Source organism: Metasolibacillus sp. FSL K6-0083, from assembly GCF_038630865.1.
Taxonomy (GTDB): domain Bacteria; phylum Bacillota; class Bacilli; order Bacillales_A; family Planococcaceae; genus Metasolibacillus; species Metasolibacillus fluoroglycofenilyticus.
This window is the reverse complement of sequence record NZ_CP152046.1, coordinates 3117640-3135463: the sequence shown is the minus strand read 5'-3', so window position 1 is coordinate 3135463 and position 17824 is coordinate 3117640. Positions and strand designations below refer to the sequence as shown.

The following is a 17824-nucleotide window of genomic DNA, read 5'->3' as shown; positions in this document are numbered from 1 at the left end:
ACAACTTTCCAGAAAGCTGTTTGAAGTGTTCCTTACGAACTTGCTAATTGATGAAAATCTGTATAGTAAATCACTAGCCCTTTGTACGGTTAATTAAATACGCCCAGTTTTCTTTTAGCTGCTCATAATCTAGTGCCTCACCCTTTTCGCTATAAATCATGCGCTCATAAGCCTCTGTTAAAATTGACATATCCTTCGTACCGAAATGCTCGTCTACTTGCTGCGCAAAGTTTTTCAATGTTTGATTGCTTTGACGTTTAAAGCCATAACGCTCTAATTGCTTCAATAAGCGCGTATAAGATAAATCAAAATTCCCTGCATCCTGCTTTTTCTGGCGCTGCATTTGTACATATACGGTTGGCAACCATTTACGGCGGCGGCGATACAACAAGAAGCCTACAGCAGCTAAAGCAATCATTAATACAATCAACCATTTTTTATTTTTCTCGTTTAATATGCTTGAAGTAGTTGCTTTTGTTTCTTCATTTTGTGTTGCTTGCTCCAATTCCTCTCTTTGTTGTTGCTCTAGCTCTCTTTGCTCCTCTGTTACGAGCTCATCTTCGTTTTCTGTTAGCTCTACGTCATAATCAATAGATGCTGGACTAGAGAAGCCAATTGTTGGCTCGAACGGCATCCAGCCGACACCATCTACATATACCTCTACCCAAGAATGGGCATCGTTGTTTTGCACTTCATATATGTAGAGCCCATCATCTGAACGACCAACTTGCTCGCCCCCTACGAAGCCTTTCACCCATCTTGCAGGGATATCAACAGCGCGAAGCATGACAACCATTGCTGTAGAGAAATTGTCACAATAGCCTCGCTTTGTTTCAAACAAAAATTGGTCTACATAGTCTTGGTCTTCTGCAGGATATGCAATATTTTTCGTGTCATAGCTAAAATCATTTTGCTGGAAGTAGCGCTCAATTGCTCTTGCCTTATCATACGTTGTACCGTAATCGCTAGTAATTTCCTCAGCTAGCTGACGCACACGCTCCGGTAAATTATGTGGCAATTGTAAAAAACGCGCATCCACTACCATCCTCGGCATATTTTTATCCTTTAATGCGGTGAAGCTATATGAAGGCTCACTATAAACAAGCTGATAATGGTCGAGTGCAACAATATTATCTTGCACAACTGTTTGCAACTTTTCTGTTTGTCCATTTAAAATAGTATATCCATCAAACACGACTCGTTGTAGACCGTATGGCTGCAAAATAAATGGGAATTCCTCTAGCGGGAATATTTCTGCCTGTTTTGGCTCCTCACCAGTCGGAATCGAAAGCGGCAATATCGTATTAGATGGAAGTTCCATTTCAAAATAGGAACTATTGTCCACAACCCAGCCTTTTGTCGTATAGAAATCCTTTGTTTCTACACGCCAATATTGCCTTTTTTGTGCATGTGCTCGAAAGACGACTGTATCATCCTGTGAAAAGCCCCCGCCTAAGGTCTCATCATTTTCACCGTAGCCGACCTTTCCTTCTACAGCTCCACCTCCATTTCCTTGCCCTGTTAGGCTTTTAATAAATGGAACAGGATCTGACCATTGTGGTGATGCTTTTGGTAGCAAGAAAGCGACAAAGCCAGCTAAACAAACAAATACAATAACAGGCATTAAATAATGCATATAAGATTTTCTTTGCAGCAATGTCCCCATCGTCGTAGTAGAACGCTTCAAGAAAAGAAAGGCGGTTAGCATTAAACCGAGCAACATAACTTTTACAATTGCGGCTTTCCCGTCATAATCACTAAATGTATCAAGTGTTGCAATAAAGAAAACTGTTAACAATAGGAAATAGAAGACACTCATATGTACAGTAATCCAATGATGAATTAAATAAACGAGCATCCAAATTAGTATTAAAAACAGTAATGTACGAAATGGATTGGACACTTCAGTGAAATTTCTTTGCAATAGCTGAAGCATATTCCACTGCAAATCGCTATATAAAAAGTGGAGCCCCTCTGTTGAAAAAAATGAAAACTCACTATACGCCCTTATAATAAAAAATGCGATATAGCCTATTTTAATAAACCATGTGATGAAAAGTGGTAAGCCTAGCAAAGCAAGTGCTAGTGAAAGAGCAATAAAAAGAAGAAAATAATAGTCGTATCCTGTGTTCGTCAGCTCCATAATCGGATTCAACCATTCTCGTAAAATGACGAAAATAATTAAATAATAAATACCATATTCTAAATAAAACCTTACATCCTTTTTCACGGTCTATTCACCTCCGTGAATGCTTGACTAAACATATCCTCAGTTAAATAAATCACTCGGTTTTGTCCTATCGTGCGGTATGTATTTGTCATGCTTTTTAATTCATCTTTCGTAACAATAACAAAGCAAATAATTGCACGTACATGCTGTGCTTTACTTAATAATAATTGCTGACATTCCTTCGTAAACTCACCTGTCACGATAATTAAAATGGATTGATTCAACCCTTGGTATCTGCTACGTACAATTGTTGACGCTGTGTCCTCTCCACTTGCCTGAACGATAGCTAAATGACGCATCACTTTTTCTAGCTGTCCGTCTGTTCGTACAACAGGCAGGTACAATCGATTTTCTCCTGCTGTAGCAAATGAGACCTCCCCGTTATGCTTCACGATTGATTGCATAATAGAGGCAGTTAAGCTAACCGCCTCTTCAAAATGCTTGACGGATGATTGCTGAATACAAACGAGTAAACGCTGTGCTTGGCGGTCTTCAAATTCCTTTGTGCGCAGTGTCCCATCCTTCGCAAAGGATTTCCAATGAATCCACGAAAAGCGGTCACCTGGCTGATAATTTCGGACACCTGTTGCCATTGTTGTATCTTTCAATATCGTATATTTAGAGGCTACTGTCCCTTGATCATACTGCATTTGCATTGTAGAAAATGGGATTGCAACGGTTTTCGGATAAACGAGAATTGCATGCGGCGCTTCTACATTTTTCTGACGGATTGCCCAGCCGAAAAAATCGGTCACTGTAAATGCCAAACCTTGAAAGCGATATTCACCACGCGTCACATTTTTAACTTCATATGTCCACTCAAAGTATCGTTTGAAGCCAACAAAAATTAATTTACTATTATCGTTTAGATGATGCTCCTCCGCCATTTCGCGAACAGTCAAAAAAGCCAATGGAATTCTTGTATTGTTACGAAAGCCTACCGTTATTTGCAAATCATCGCCATGCTTTGCGTAAGATGGATAAATATTACGCTCCGTTATTGAAAATCTCAACGGTACGATATACAGCATGATTGCATAAAGCAAAAATGGGCTTATTACAAAAAAAATAAACCAACTTACAAAGCCACCTTGAAACATCGCATAGCAAAATAAGGCAATCGCAAGTATTACAATACTTACTAATTTAATATTATTTCGAATAATTGTATAAACATTCGTCATTGTTCACCATACCTTTGAACAGGTACTCTGCCCCATTCAACAATACGCTCCATAACCTGTTCTGCTGTAATCCCTTCATAACGTGCTTCTGGCTGCAAAATCAAACGGTGGCTAAAGACAAATGGCGCTAAATATTGCACATCATCAGGCGTTACAAAATCTCTTCCTTTTAATAAAGCGTAGGCTTGTGCTGCTTTCATTAAAGCAAGTGAGGCACGCGGGCTTACACCCAAATAAATTTGTCCATCACGACGCGTTGCGCTAGCTAATTCGACAATATACGTTTTAACGCTATCTTCGATATAAACTTGCTTTACCTCATGCTGCAATGCTAGTAGCTCTTCTAAAGAAAGCACCGCCTCAATCTCTTCAATTGGTTGCTTGTACTGTGCCCTTCTTAATACTTCTACCTCCTCAGCTACTGTCGGGTAGCCCATTTTAATCTTTAATAAAAAGCGATCAAGCTGCGCCTCAGGTAATGGGTATGTCCCCTCGTATTCAATTGGATTTTGCGTAGCCATAACGAAAAATGGCTTTGCGATTTTAAGCGTTTCACCATCAATTGTCACAGACGCCTCCTCCATCGCTTCAAGCAAGGCTGATTGCGTTTTTGGCGATGTTCTGTTAATTTCGTCTGCCAATATAATATTACCGATAATTGGACCTGCTCGGAATTCAAATTCCAATGTTTTCGGATTATAAACTGAAACCCCTACAACATCCGAAGGCAATAAATCAGGTGTAAATTGAATTCTGCGGAATTCCGCACTAACTGATTTCGCCAAAGAACGAACCATCATTGTTTTTCCTACACCGGGAACGTCCTCTAATAACACATGTCCTCCAGCGAGCAGAGCAACAACGCTAAGTTCGGCAACCTCCTTCTTCCCTATCATGACCTTTTCTATATTTTTTATAATCGCTTCTATTTGATGATGCATCCTATGTCCCCCTTGCAGCAATAGCAATTTTTTGAATAATCAAACATGTATTAGCATAATTATATCTAGACTTTCATGAAAAATCCTTCAATATAACCTATGTTGTCCACCAATCATTTGATTTTAATCAGCAGGGAGTTGAAACTTTCTGCTAATACTTTAAGAATAGCTAAAAGCACTTTTAAACACAACTAAAAGGAGATAGGGTATGCAATGAGCAGTACAGTTGCCGACTTGTTGCACACTGAAGATGGTTCTTTTTTACATCTTTCATTTTATTAAAATTCTTTGTAAAATAAAAGCTAATCAACAAAGCGTTTCATCAAGCAGGGAACTACACTGTTTGGTGAAACGCACTCTAAATTGAATTTCGGTATGTGTAATGGCGACTTTTGATATTGCTCGTATAATTAACCACTTGAGACGCTACGATAAGACGGTTGCGAATCATCGCGGAGTCTGCATTATACTGCATGCCTTTAATAATAAGGCGTGGGCTATTTTTTAAAATAATGCCTTTATTTTTCTTATTTTTTTTATTATTCGCTAGGAAAGATTCATGATTGGACTGCTGAAACGGTGGGCGATTGTTTTCATCCATCACCTGTCCAAAAGCATCGCTAGCCTGCACATAATGGCGCGTGTCGCGAAACATATTATTATGCGTAGCACTTACTCTAGACGTGCGCATTACACATACCTCCTTTCAATTTCAATAGAATTACTTGTACTATTTATATCGTATTTTTGTGTAAAAAATAAAGCTGGCGTAATAAATAGAAAGGCCGAGCTATTCAGGAGTGCCTTTTAGCGTTCCATTCATAGTTCGGCTCTATTGTTTTCTCATTTCCAAAAATCATCAAAAATCGTAATTGGCATATGTCGTTTATGCTGTGAACGCAAATAGTGCCCTTCTAAAATGGCGCGCGCATCTGCTGGTATTTCTTTACCTTCCAAATAATCATCAATTAAATCATAGGTGATGCCAAGCGCTACCTCATCAGGTAGTGCAGGACGGTTCTCCTCTAAATCCGCTGTCGCCACTTTAACGTATAAATGCGCTGGACAATTTAAGTGCGCTAAAATTTGCTTTCCTTGGCGCTTATTTAAACGGAAAATCGGCATTAAGTCTGCGCCACCATCTCCAAATTTTGTGTAGAACCCTGTAATTGCTTCAGCCGCATGGTCGGTGCCAATCACGACTGCATTATGCATTGCAGCAATCGAAAACTGTGCTTTCATACGCTCCCGTGCCTTTTCATTGCCCTTCACAAAATCGCTTAATTGGATACCAGCAGCAGTTAATGTGTGTACACTTGCATCTACTGCCGCTTTAATATTAATTGTGTAAATATGCGTCGGCTGAATAAATTCTAACGCATCTTGGCAATCTTGTTCGTCAAACTGATTACCGTATGGTAAGCGAACTGCCCAAAATGCATATTTATTTTCGCCTGCCTCTGCATTTAGCTCATCTACCGCTAGCTGGGTTAGCTTGCCAGCAAGCGTAGAATCCTGACCGCCACTAATCCCTAGCACAAAGCCTTTAATAAAACTATGCTTCTCGGCATAGCTTTTGAGAAAATCAATTGTTTTACGAACTTCCTCTTGTGGGTCAATCGTTGGTAAAACCTTTAGCTCTTCAATAATTTGCTGTTGCAATGTCATTTGTCAACACCCCTTATGATTGCTCCAACTTTTCAACCATTGCACGCGCCTCATTAATATTGCGCATTTTATTATCCCAGCATTTTTGACTTAAATCTACAGGATACTCCTCTGGATTTAATGAACGCTTATACTCATCCCACAGCAGCTCTAAATTGTCCTTTGCATATTGGCGAATAGTTGTAAGCGCTGGGTTTTGATAAATAATCTTCCCATCTTCAATTACTTTTACATGCAAGTTTTTCGCTTCAAAATTCGTGACGAATTTTGAGACAAATGTATGCACAGGGTGGAACATTTTAATGCGATTTTCCTCCTGTGGCAGCTCGTCCTCCATCGCAATATAATCTCCCTCTGACTTGCCTGTAGCGCGGTCGATAATGCGATAGACCTTTTTCAAGCCCGGTGTCGTTACTTTTTCAGCGTTTGCAGAAATTTTAATTGTATCCTCCATCACACCGTTTTCATTTTCAATTGCTACTATTTTATAAACAGCTCCTAACGCTGGCTGATCATATGCAGTAATAAGCTTTGTGCCAATCCCCCACATATCCACCTTTGCCCCTTGTGCCTTTAAATTTAAAATTGTATATTCATCTAAATCATTCGACACAATTACTTTCGCATCTGGAAACCCTGCCTCATCAAGCATACGACGTGCTTCCTTTGATAAAAAGGCGATGTCCCCGCTATCTAAACGAATACCGACAAAATTAATTTTATCCCCAAGTTCCTTTGCTACTTTAATTGCACTTGGGACGCCTGATTTTAATGTGTTATACGTATCTACTAAAAAGACGCAATTGCGATGTCGCTTCGCATACGCATGAAAGGCGTCATAATCATTTTTATATGCTTGTACAAGCGCATGTGCATGCGTGCCCGATACAGGAATATTAAACTTTTTCCCCGCGCGCACATTTGATGTTGATTCAAAGCCACCAATTACAGCAGCTCTTGCCCCCCACAATGCAGCATCCATTTCCTGTGCACGTCTTGTTCCAAACTCCATGCCTACCTCATCTTTTATCACTTGCTTAATACGACTTGCCTTTGTTGCAATAAGTGTTTGGAAATTAACGATATTCAGCAGGGCAGTTTCAACTAACTGCGCTTCAATAAGCGGTGCCTCAATGCGCATAATTGGCTCATTGCCAAAAGCAAGCTCCCCTTCTACCATTGAATAGACTGTTCCTGTAAAGCGAATATCTTGTAAATAGCTTAAAAAATCTTCCCCATAGCCTAGCTCTTCACGCAAGTAAGCAATATCGCTTTCTGTAAAGTGGAAGTTTTTTAAATAATCAAGCGCACGCTCAAGTCCTGCAAAAACAGCATAGCCATTGCCAAATGGTAACTTTCTAAAATATAGCTCAAACACAGCCTTTCGATTATGCACATTATCTGCCCAATAACTTTCAGCCATATTGATTTGATATAAGTCCGTGTGTAACGCTAAGCTATCATCTTGATACTTCGTTCCCATACAAAATCCCTTCTTCCGAAACATATTAGTCATAGTATACACTATTTTAGAATTTTAATCGGCTCGAATGTTTGTGCTTAATGATATACTTTATCGTAATATCATGAGAAAAAAGGAGACTGCTATGACCGTTTCACACGTAATCAAATTTGAAAATATTAGCTACCAAATAAATAAACAAATGATTTTAATGAACGTATGCAATTAATTAAAAATTCTTTTAATTGATGATGTTCTATACTTTGGTAGCATATTCGCCTAAATATGTTATAATAATTTAGATTTATATTCTAAAAATAAAAGGAGCACAGTTTATGCTATTACGTGACTTTTTTATCCACTTATCAGAAAACCAGCTTTTAAATAGCGCAGCACAAAAGTATGGCTTAAAATTAGGAGCTCAAAGCGTCGTTGCAGGCACGAATATCCCTGAAGTAATCGAAAGTATTAAACAATTAAATGCACTTGGCATTTCATGTACAGTAGATAATTTAGGTGAATTTGTTTTCGAAAAATCTGAAGCTACAAAAGCGAAAGAGCAAATTTTAGCTGTCATTGAAGCGATTCATACTGAAGGTGTAGATGCACATATCTCATTAAAGCCTTCCCAGCTTGGTCTAGATATCGATATTGATTTCTGTTATGACAATTTACGTGAAATCGTGGCAAAAGCTGCTGAATACGATATTTTTGTTAACTTTGATATGGAAAACTATGACCGTTTACAAGTATCTTTCGATTTAGTCGAAGAGCTTTCTAAAACATATGATAATGTCGGCACAGTAATCCAAGCATACTTTTTCCGTGCGAAAGAAGATATTGAAAAATTCAAGGACTATCGCCTCCGTATCGTAAAAGGTGCATACAAGGAATCTGAGTCTGTTGCATACCAAGATAAATTAGATATCGACTTAAACTACATCGAATTAATCGAATATCATTTACTAAACGGTAAATTTACGTCAATCGCTACACATGACCACAATGTTATCGAACATGTGAAACGCTTTGTAAAAGACCATAATATCCCAAATGATAAATTCGAATTCCAAATGCTATACGGCTTCCGTAAAGAAATGCAAGTCACTTTAGCAAAAGAAGGCTATAATTTCTGTACGTATGTACCATTCGGCAAAGACTGGTACGGCTACTTCATGCGCCGTCTTGCAGAGCGTCCGCAAAACTTAAATCTTGTAACGAAACAAGTATTTAACAAAAAAACAAACACAATTTTAGCTGTCGCAGCAGGCGCTTTTGCATTAGGTCGCTTAACAAAAAAGAAAAAGTAAATTTTAAAAAGAGCCTGTCCGAAAAGTGTATATCTTTTCGGACAGGCTCTGCTTTTATAATAAATATTCGCTAAAAATATCTTTTCAGACGATTCTTTTTGCATACCCTTATTTATATTACTAATAGTTTAATGCTCATTCGGGCAAAATTATTAGAAAAATTCACTTACTTACCACATTTTTTCGGGATTTATTCCATATCTCATTTATTCCAGCCCTTTTCTTTAAAACGAGCGATTGCTTCAATGCGGTTGCTGACGCCTAGCTTATCTAAAATCGTGGAAATATAGTTGCGCACTGTACCTGCGGATAAATAAAGCTCAGCCGCAATTTCCTTGGTGGTTTTGCCTTCTGCCACTAGCTCTAACACTTGGCTTTCACGCTCTGTTAAAGGATTTTCACTATCATCCTCATAAACGAAGTCAACAAGCTCCGGTGCGTAAATTTTACGACCATCCATAATTGTGCGAATCGCATGTACAAGCTCCTCAATCGGGCTGTCCTTTAATAAATAGCCGCGCACTCCTGCTTTACGTGCACGTTCAAAATAACCAGGGCGAGCGAATGTTGTTAAAATGATAATTTTACATTCATGCTCTCGTAGCAATTCTGCTGCATCAAGCCCGGTTTTTACAGGCATTTCAATGTCCATAATACAAATATCAGGCTGTAGTTCAGTTACAAGCTTAATCGCCTCTTCACCGTTTTTCGCAAGACCTACTACTTCCATATCTTCCTCTAAGCTAAGCAAGGATTTCATCGCACCTAGTAACATTCCTTGATCCTCAGCAATGACTATTCGTATCATTTCGTCTCACTCCCTTTTTGATGCGTTATCGTAAGTGGTACGCGAATTGTTAACAGCGTTCCATTATCACTTACTAGCTCAACCGTTCCATTGATAAACTCCAATCGTTCCTGCATCCCTTTTAAGCCACTACCAGCAGCATGAAAGCGCTCTGGTAAACCAACTCCATTGTCCTTTATAACGATAACCACTTCATTATCTGTTTGAGCAATTGTAATATCACAGCGCGATGCCTTACTATGCTTGACAACATTTGTGACAGCCTCTTTCATCGCCATACTTACAACATTTTCAGACAAGACAGGCATTTGTAGCTCATGCCCTTCATTGTGAAGAACAAACTCAATTTCAGCTGCCTTCAAAATTTGCTCGATACGATACAATTCTTCTTCGATTCTGACAGCTCGCATATCCGCAACAAGCTCCCTCACTTCCTTCAGTGCAATTGATGCCGTATGACGGATATCTTTAATTTCAACTATCGCCTGCTCAGGCTTCTTTTCCACAAGACGCATTGCTAAGTCACTTTTCAAACCGATCATTGATAGCTTTTGCCCAAGTGTATCGTGCAAATCTCGCGCAATACGCTGACGTTCCTCATGAATAATAAGCTCTGAAATACGCTCGCGAGCCGTTTCAAGCTCACCCTCTAAATTTTCCTGCTTATTGCGTGTATAAAGTGTAAATGGGAGTAGTACAACACCAATAACTGCTAAAATAATAAACGGTGTCTGTGCTAAAAACATATCTAAATAAATAAAATAGCCCGCTACTATGGATAGCACAGTAAAGCCAATATGTAAACCATACATAATATAAAACCCGACAGGTCGCCTTATATTACCGATAAAAAACGCGGTGAAAAGCGATAAATATACATAGCCAAAGACCAATGTCATAATAACGTTAAGTACCATTTGAAAGCTGAGCCACATATACACTAACCCGCTCCTCGATTTAAAAGAAAAGCGATGAAATACGAAATAGAGCAATATTAAACAAGTGCCTAATAAAATATGCCAAATAGAAAAAGACCTAACGATAAAGAAAAATGGCATAATGCAAAATATAATCCATATATAAATACTTAACCATGGGCTTTTAGGAATAATGCTATACCAACTTTGCATAAGAACCTCCTTTCTCTGAAAATAAACTTCCTTGAATATGTATTATACCAAAGTGCTCTTCCATATAGTTGAAAAAGGTGTTTTAAATCTAGATAAAGTGAAACTTCAATCAGTGAAAGCTCTCCCCACTGATTGTTAGTTGAATCATTCGTACTTTTACGGGCAGTTAATCTCCCACCTATGTCTTATGCGGACAAATGGTAAAGCTGCTCAGAAAGTATAGCCTTTCTGAACAGCCCCTTGGTAATTATGCCTGTATAGGTTTTTTATTGCGCAGTGCAATAAGTGCGTTTGCTTCCTTAAATGTTACAAACTTCTTGCTATCTGGGTCATATAATTTGTAACGGATTGATTCCAAGCTTGTTTTTAATGTAATTGTCGTCGCATGCTGCAACGGTTTTACATTTTCATGTGCAGCCTCTAAATGGTAGTTTGGAATACGTGGTGCTAAATGGTGCACGTGGTGGAAGCCGATATTCCCTGTAATCCATTGTAAAATTTTTGGGAGCTTATAGTACGAGCTTCCTTCTACAGCCGCCTTTACATAATCCCAATCTTCCTCGAATTCGAAATAAGAATCCTCGTACGTATGTTGGATATAGAATAACCAAATCCCTAAAGAACCTGCAATAAATAATGTCACACCATAAACAAGTAAAAATGCTGCCCAGCCAAATACGAATATTAAAGTCGCACAAATTGCAATTAACACAAGTGTTGTAATATGTGTATTTATGCGCTCTTTCTTCTTAGCATCGCTACGGTTGAAACGGTTTAATACTAAGACCATATAAAGTGGACCTAAGCCAAACATTACAATTGGATTGCGATATAAGCGGTAGCCAAAGCGACCTAGCTTCGATTTCTCCACATATTCTTCCACTGTTAGCATGTCAATATCACCGATTCCGCGCTTATCTAAATTTGAGCTTGTCGCATGGTGAATTGTATGCTCTCGCTTCCATTTTTCATATGGGAAAGATGTTAACACACCTGTAATAAAGCCTACTCGGTCATTTGCCTTTTTACTTTTGAAAAATGAGCCATGTGTACAATCATGGAAAATAATAAATGTACGTACAAGAAAGCCCGCTGCTATTGCGCTACATACTACGCTTAGCCAAGGTGAATATTGCATTACATAAAACGCAAGTGCCCATAATGCTATTAATGGAAATAAAGTATTGAATAGCTGTTGAATACTTTTTCTCATTTCTGATTTTGCAAACGGCGCTACTTCCTTGCGTAGCTGCTTTGTTTTTTCAGCATCTGTAAGTGCCAAGTGAACCCCTACCTTCGTTCGATTTATTAACTTTATATTAAACAATCGCTCCAAAGATAAGTAGACATAAATATCACAACTTTTTTATGACAAGTGTCATATGACCAGGTACTAATTGGTAATGGAATCATCTACAAGACGATGCGTTAGCCAACTGTTTTATGACAAATAAACATAGGAACACCTTTTCAGACATGTTCATTCACTAATTACTGCTGTTAATAAAACGCAAAAAACGCCGGCAACCGCACGGCATTTTTTGCGCCCTCTCTTAGACATTGAAATAGCGAGCATCTGGATGTGCAAAAACGATTGCAGATACGCTTGCTTCAGGCTCCATCATGAAGCCATCTGTTAGCTGCACACCAATTTCTTCTGGCTTTAACAAACCGAAGAGCTTTTCTTGGTCCTCTAAATTTGGACAAGCGGGATAGCCGAAGCTAAAGCGCTGCCCTTGATATTTTGCAGCGAAACGGTCGCGCATTGTAAAGTCTGTTGCATCTGGGAAGCCCCATTGGTCGCGAATTTCTTGGTGAATACGTTCTGCAAAGCCTTCTGCAAGCTCAAGTGCTGTTGCTTGTAGTGCGTGACTTTCTAAGAAACGCCCTTGCTCCTTTAGCTCGCGTGCCTTATCACTTACGCCGTAACCAGCCGTGACAACCATTAATGCGATATAGTCCATTTCACCACTATCAACTGTTTTCAAGAAATCAGCTAAACATAAATATGGCTCTACTTGCTGGCGCGGAAAAGTGAAGCGCTCAATTTCAGTTTTCGCATCCTCTGGACTATAAATAACTACATCATCTCCATCTGCTTGAGCAGGGAAAAACTGATACATCCCCGATGGCTGGAAGGTATCACTTTGTAAATAGCCTGTTACAAGCTCATGTAACTCAACTGCACGGCTATCACCTTCAGCTAAAAATTTGTCGACATTGCCCTTTAAGCCAAGATGATGTCCTATCAATGTACGCAAATTTACGTAAGGCTGTAGATGTGCGACAGAATAATTACGCTTAATGCGACGCGTCAAGTCCTTTGGTACAAATACGGACGCGTCCTCCACCGTGCGAACCAACTTCTTTGGTAGCTCTGGCTTTGGCTTAGCAGCGCGCTTTTCATCTGCCTCCATACGCTTATCACGCGCATCGCGAATTTCCTCTAAAAGCCCTTTGCGCTCCTCTTTATTCATTAATCGATTGGCAAAGTCTAAGCCCTGCATTGCATCCTTTGAATAAATAACAGGTCCGTCATATTCTGCGGCAATTTTCGTTTCAGTAAAGCGACGTGATAATGCAGCACCACCTACTAAAATTGGTATATCAATGCCAGCTCCTTTGAAGTCCTGTGCAGTTAATACCATTTGCTGAGCAGATTTTACAAGTAAGCCTGATAAACCAACAAAATCTGGCTGCTCTTTGCGAATTGCTTCAATTAATTCAGATGGTGTCACTTTAATCCCTAGGTCAACTACTTTATAGCCATTATTGCTTAAAATAATATCAACGAGGTTTTTCCCGATATCATGCACATCACCTTTTACCGTTGCTAAAACTAATTTCCCTTTGCTTGCAGATTCATCGTTCTTTTCCATGAATTGCTCTAAATGGGCAACCGCAGCCTTCATCACCCCTGCTGATTGCAGTACCTCTGCTACAATTAATTGGTTATCATTAAAGAGGCGACCTACTTCTGCCATGCCGTCCATTAAAGGTCCATTAATAATATCTAACGGTGTTTCGAAAATTTCCATTGCGGCATCTAAATCAGCAATTAAGCCTTCCTTCGTACCCTCTAAAATATAATAAGCTAAGCGACCTTCCACTGTTTTTGGAATATCTGCCTCTGTTTTTTCCTTTTTCTTATCGCGATAAAAATCAGTAAAGACCGCAAGTGTTTCATCATTCGTATTGAAAATTAAATCATTCGCTAGCTTAATTTCATTTTCAGGAATTGATGCATATCGCTCCAGTTTTTCAGTGTTAACAATTGCATAATCAAGACCAGCCTGCGTACAGTGATATAAATAAACTGCATTTAATACTTCACGTCCAACAGGAGGTAAACCAAAGGAAACATTACTTACCCCTAGCACTGTTAAGACGCCTGGTAATTTTTCTTTAATCAGACGAATACCCTCAATCGTTTCCTCAGCGGCTCCGATATACTGCTCGTCTCCTGTACCAACAGGGAACATTAATGGATCAAAAATAATATCCTCTGGTGAAAGGCCCCACTTTTCAGTTAACAGCTTATAAGAACGCACCGCCACTTCCAATTTACGCTCACGTGTTACAGCCATTCCTCGCTCATCAATAGTACCGACTACGAGGGAAGCCCCATATTTTTTCACAAGCGGCATTACTGCATCAAAGCGTTCTTCTCCATCCTCTAAGTTAATGGAGTTGATAATCGCTTTCCCTTGCGAAAACTTCAGCGCTTCCTCCATTACCTTCTCATCTGTCGAGTCAATTACAAGAGGCACTTTTATTTTCTTCACTACCTCTTGCATAAAGTCACGCATATCCGCTACCTCATCACGGTCAGGGTTGGCCAAGCAAATATCAATTACATGCGCCCCGCTTTTTACTTGTGCACGTGCAATTTCTGCGGCCTCCTCAAATTTCCCATCAATGATTAAATTTTTAAATTTACGTGAACCAATAACGTTTGTACGCTCGCCGATAAATAATGGACGCATTGACTCGTCGTATTGCAATGGCTCAATGCCTGACACAGCATGTCCTCCGATAGATTGCTGAGGCTGACGTGGTGGGTGACCATCTACCGCCTCGCGAATTGCTGCGATATGTGCAGGTGTCGTACCACAGCAACCACCGACAATATTTAACCAGCCCTTCTCCGCAAAGCCTTGCAGCTTTTTCGATAATGATTCAGGTGTTTCATGATAGCAGCCATTTTCATCAGGCAAGCCTGCATTCGGATAACAGCTTACATAGCTTGTGCTTAACTCTGATAATGAGCGAATATGGTCTGTCATAAACTCTGGCCCTGTTGCGCAATTCAGACCAACTGATAATGGCTTCACATGCTCAATTGAAATATAAAAAGCTTCAATTGATTGTCCTGCAAGCGTTGTACCCATCGGCTCAATTGTTCCAGAAATCATAATCGGGAGCTCTTTTTGTAGTTCCTTAAACGCGCGATTTATACCGATTGTTGCGGCCTTTACGTTGAGCATATCTTGGCTCGTTTCTAATAAAATTAAATCTGCTCCTGCTTCGATAAGTGCATGTGCCTGTACATAAAAATTTTCTTCTAGCTCATCGAAGGTAATACCACCTGTAACCGATAATGTTTTCGTCGTTGGGCCGATTGCACCTGCTACGAAGCGTGGCCACTCAGGTGTAGAAAGTTTTTCTGCTTCCTCTTTGGCAATTTCCACAGCACGTTTATTAATTTCAGTTGCCTTATGCCCTAAATCATATTCATTTAATACGAGGGGCGTACCACCAAATGTATTCGTACTAATGATATCTGCCCCTGCTTCTAAATAAGCACGGTGTATTTTGTGCAAAACATCCGGACGTGTTAGAACAAGATTTTCGTTACAGCCATCTAACTCCTCGCCCCCAAAATCATCATATGTTAAATTTTCATTTTGCAGCATTGTGCCCATTGCGCCATCAATTATTAAAATGCGCTTTGCTAATTGTTCCTCAATCGGATGATTAAACATTTGTTTTAACTCCTTTTTGTGCATCTACTTGTTTCACATAATCCATTAATTGCAGTGTCATATCATAGCGTAAAAACGGTGTAATTAAGTAAATACCGTTGAAGTATTCACAGGCTGTATCAAGTAATTCCTGCGCAATCGCCACACCTTCAGCGGTTGCTCTCGCCTTTTCATCACCGCAAGCTTCCATACGCGCTAGCGCTTCATCAGATAATTTAATCCCCGGTACCTCATGATGTAAAAACTCCGCACTCTTAAAGCTCGTTAATGGCATAATACCAATATAAATTGGCGCTTCTAAATGCTTTGTCGCCTCGTATATTTCAATAATTTTTTCCTTCGTGTAAACAGGCTGTGAAATAAAGTAATCCGCCCCATGCTCGATTTTTTTCTCTAAACGGCTTACCGCACGGTCCAACACCCGCACATTCGGATTAAAAGCTGCCGCGACAGAAAAATTAGCCTGTTTACGCAATGGCTTCCCTGAGAAAGAAATTCCTTCGTTTAACTGTTTAATCAACGAAATGAGCTCCATTGATGATACGTCATAAACGCTTGTTGCCCCGGGGAAATCCCCAACTTTTGTCGGGTCACCTGTCACCGCTAAAATATCGTGCAAGCCAAGTGCATCTAAGCCCATCAAATGCGATTGTAGCCCGATTAAATTGCGGTCACGACATGTCAAATGGGGCAAAGCACGAACCCCGTGCTGCAATTTTAAAATAGAGGCCATCGCAATATTGCTAATACGCGGTGAAGCAAGGGAATTATCGGCCATCATCACTACATCTGCCCCAGCTTCATAGAGCTCCTTTGCCCCCTTAATAAAACCATCAATTTCTAAATGACGTGGCGTATCCAATTCAACAATAACCGAACGTTCGCGCTTTACTTTTATATGTAAAGGCTCCTCGACAGGCGGCTCTGGCACACGCACAAACTCTATACTAACAGGTTTTATTTCTTTTTCGGTCAAAGGTGTGACACCTGCTAAACGCTTCTTCACTGCCTCCACATGCTTTGGCGTCGTACCACAGCAACCACCAATTAATCGAACGCCTTGACCAACTAACTCTACAGCCGCACGTGCAAAATAATCTGCCTCCGACTCATACACAACGCGCCCATCCTCTACATCTAGTAGAGAAGCATTTGGATAAGCAGAAAGAAAGGCGCGCTCTGGCAATTGCACTGTTTCCATCGCTTGAATGGAGTGATACGGTCCTAAGCGACAGTTCATACCGACAACATCTGCTCCAAGTGCATCAAGCTGTGTCAACGCATCATTCAAACGCATTCCGTTTTGTAGGATACCCGGCTCATGCATCGATAATTGGGCAATAAGCACTTTATCAGTTAATTGGCGTAGCATATTAACAGTCGCTGCTAATTCCTCAAAGTCATAGTACGTTTCAAGCAGCAATCCATCTACCCCACCTGCTAACAAACTTTGCGCTTGCTCTTGAACCGCCACTAAAATCTCCTCTAATGTCGCGTCACTTTTTCGAATACCGCGCACACCACCAATCGTACCAAGCACAAATTGCTCACCTGCACCAACAGCCGCCTTCGCTAGCTTCACGGCTGCCTCATTAAATTCCTGCACTCGGTCCTCATAGCCATAACGCGCTAATTTAATAGCGTTTGCCCCGTACGTATTCGTTTGAATAACATCTGCTCCAGCAGCAATATATTCACTATGAATCTTTTCTACAATTTCAGGTCTTGTAATATTCATTTCCTCATGACAATAATCCAATCCATATGAATAAAGCAGCGTACCAATTGCACCGTCCGCCGTTAATACTCTAGTTTGTAATGCTTCACGTAGCCCCATTTTATATCCTCACTTTCCTAATTGCACCTTGATTCTAGATTTTCATCTACTCAAGGCTATAGTTTTGTATATTTGCAAAAATCAAAAAAGCCTTCTCTAAATGTATATTTAAAGAAGGCTCTACTTGTTCACGTCGTTCCTTCTCATCTGTCGGTATAACACCTGCTGGATTTAGCACCTGACATCATTGTTGGTTGCTGAAGCTTCATTGGGCCAGTCCCTCTGCTTCTCTCGATAAGAAATTTTGAATATTTATTAAATTCTTATTG

The 17824-nt window shown here is 39.9% G+C and carries 12 protein-coding genes and 1 riboswitch; of the genes, 1 reads left to right on the top strand and 11 read right to left on the bottom strand.

The features are described 5' to 3' along the window. Positions 1-73 precede the first annotated feature (73 nt). The 6 genes from MHB51_RS14725 to MHB51_RS14700 form a co-directional block, all read right to left on the bottom strand. Positions 74-2230, bottom strand: a complete 2157-nt coding sequence (locus tag MHB51_RS14725) for a transglutaminaseTgpA domain-containing protein (protein ID WP_342558465.1) — start codon at positions 2228-2230, stop codon at positions 74-76. Further along, positions 2227-3414 carry a DUF58 domain-containing protein gene (locus MHB51_RS14720; protein WP_342558464.1) on the bottom strand — a complete coding sequence of 396 codons (1188 nt, stop codon included), beginning with the start codon at positions 3412-3414 and terminating at the stop codon, positions 2227-2229. The genes MHB51_RS14725 and MHB51_RS14720 overlap by 4 nt, the downstream gene beginning before the upstream one ends. After that, positions 3411-4355, bottom strand: a complete 945-nt coding sequence (locus MHB51_RS14715; protein ID WP_342471807.1) for a MoxR family ATPase — start codon at positions 4353-4355, stop codon at positions 3411-3413. Before MHB51_RS14715 ends, MHB51_RS14720 begins: the two co-directional genes overlap by 4 nt. A gap of 358 nt (positions 4356-4713) precedes the next feature. After that, a complete protein-coding gene (locus MHB51_RS14710; RefSeq protein ID WP_066165799.1) occupies positions 4714-5046 on the bottom strand; it encodes a hypothetical protein in 333 nt (110 codons plus the stop codon). A 152-nt stretch (positions 5047-5198) separates the two neighbouring features. Then, positions 5199-6023 (bottom strand): ammonia-dependent NAD(+) synthetase, encoded by an 825-nt coding sequence (gene nadE, locus MHB51_RS14705; protein WP_066165796.1) that lies wholly within the window; start codon positions 6021-6023, stop codon positions 5199-5201. 13 nt (positions 6024-6036) lie between these two features. Next, positions 6037-7506 (bottom strand): nicotinate phosphoribosyltransferase, encoded by a 1470-nt coding sequence (locus tag MHB51_RS14700; RefSeq protein WP_342558463.1) that lies wholly within the window; start codon positions 7504-7506, stop codon positions 6037-6039. Between the two features lie 314 nt (positions 7507-7820). On the opposite strand from MHB51_RS14700, the gene MHB51_RS14695 reads away from it, so the two are divergent. Beyond that, entirely contained in the window at positions 7821-8795 is a 975-nt protein-coding gene (locus tag MHB51_RS14695; RefSeq protein WP_066165786.1) for a proline dehydrogenase family protein, read from the top strand. Between the two features lie 202 nt (positions 8796-8997). On the opposite strand, the gene MHB51_RS14690 is transcribed toward MHB51_RS14695, so the two are convergent. From MHB51_RS14690 to MHB51_RS14670, 5 genes are all read right to left on the bottom strand, one after another. Next, entirely contained in the window at positions 8998-9603 is a 606-nt protein-coding gene (locus MHB51_RS14690; RefSeq protein ID WP_066165783.1) for a response regulator transcription factor, read from the bottom strand. Then, positions 9600-10733, bottom strand: a complete 1134-nt coding sequence (locus MHB51_RS14685; protein ID WP_342558462.1) for a sensor histidine kinase — start codon at positions 10731-10733, stop codon at positions 9600-9602. The genes MHB51_RS14690 and MHB51_RS14685 overlap by 4 nt, the downstream gene beginning before the upstream one ends. 247 nt (positions 10734-10980) lie before the next feature. Continuing rightward, on the bottom strand, positions 10981-11946 hold the full coding sequence (locus tag MHB51_RS14680; RefSeq protein ID WP_342473212.1) for a fatty acid desaturase: 966 nt from the start codon (positions 11944-11946) through the stop codon (positions 10981-10983). Between the two features lie 340 nt (positions 11947-12286). Beyond that, on the bottom strand, positions 12287-15718 hold the full coding sequence (gene metH, locus MHB51_RS14675; protein ID WP_342558461.1) for a methionine synthase: 3432 nt from the start codon (positions 15716-15718) through the stop codon (positions 12287-12289). Next, on the bottom strand, positions 15711-17555 hold the full coding sequence (locus MHB51_RS14670; RefSeq protein WP_342558460.1) for a bifunctional homocysteine S-methyltransferase/methylenetetrahydrofolate reductase: 1845 nt from the start codon (positions 17553-17555) through the stop codon (positions 15711-15713). The genes metH and MHB51_RS14670 overlap by 8 nt, the downstream gene beginning before the upstream one ends. Before the next feature lie 140 nt (positions 17556-17695). Next, a riboswitch (SAM riboswitch) is annotated at positions 17696-17796 on the bottom strand. Positions 17797-17824 lie beyond the last annotated feature (28 nt).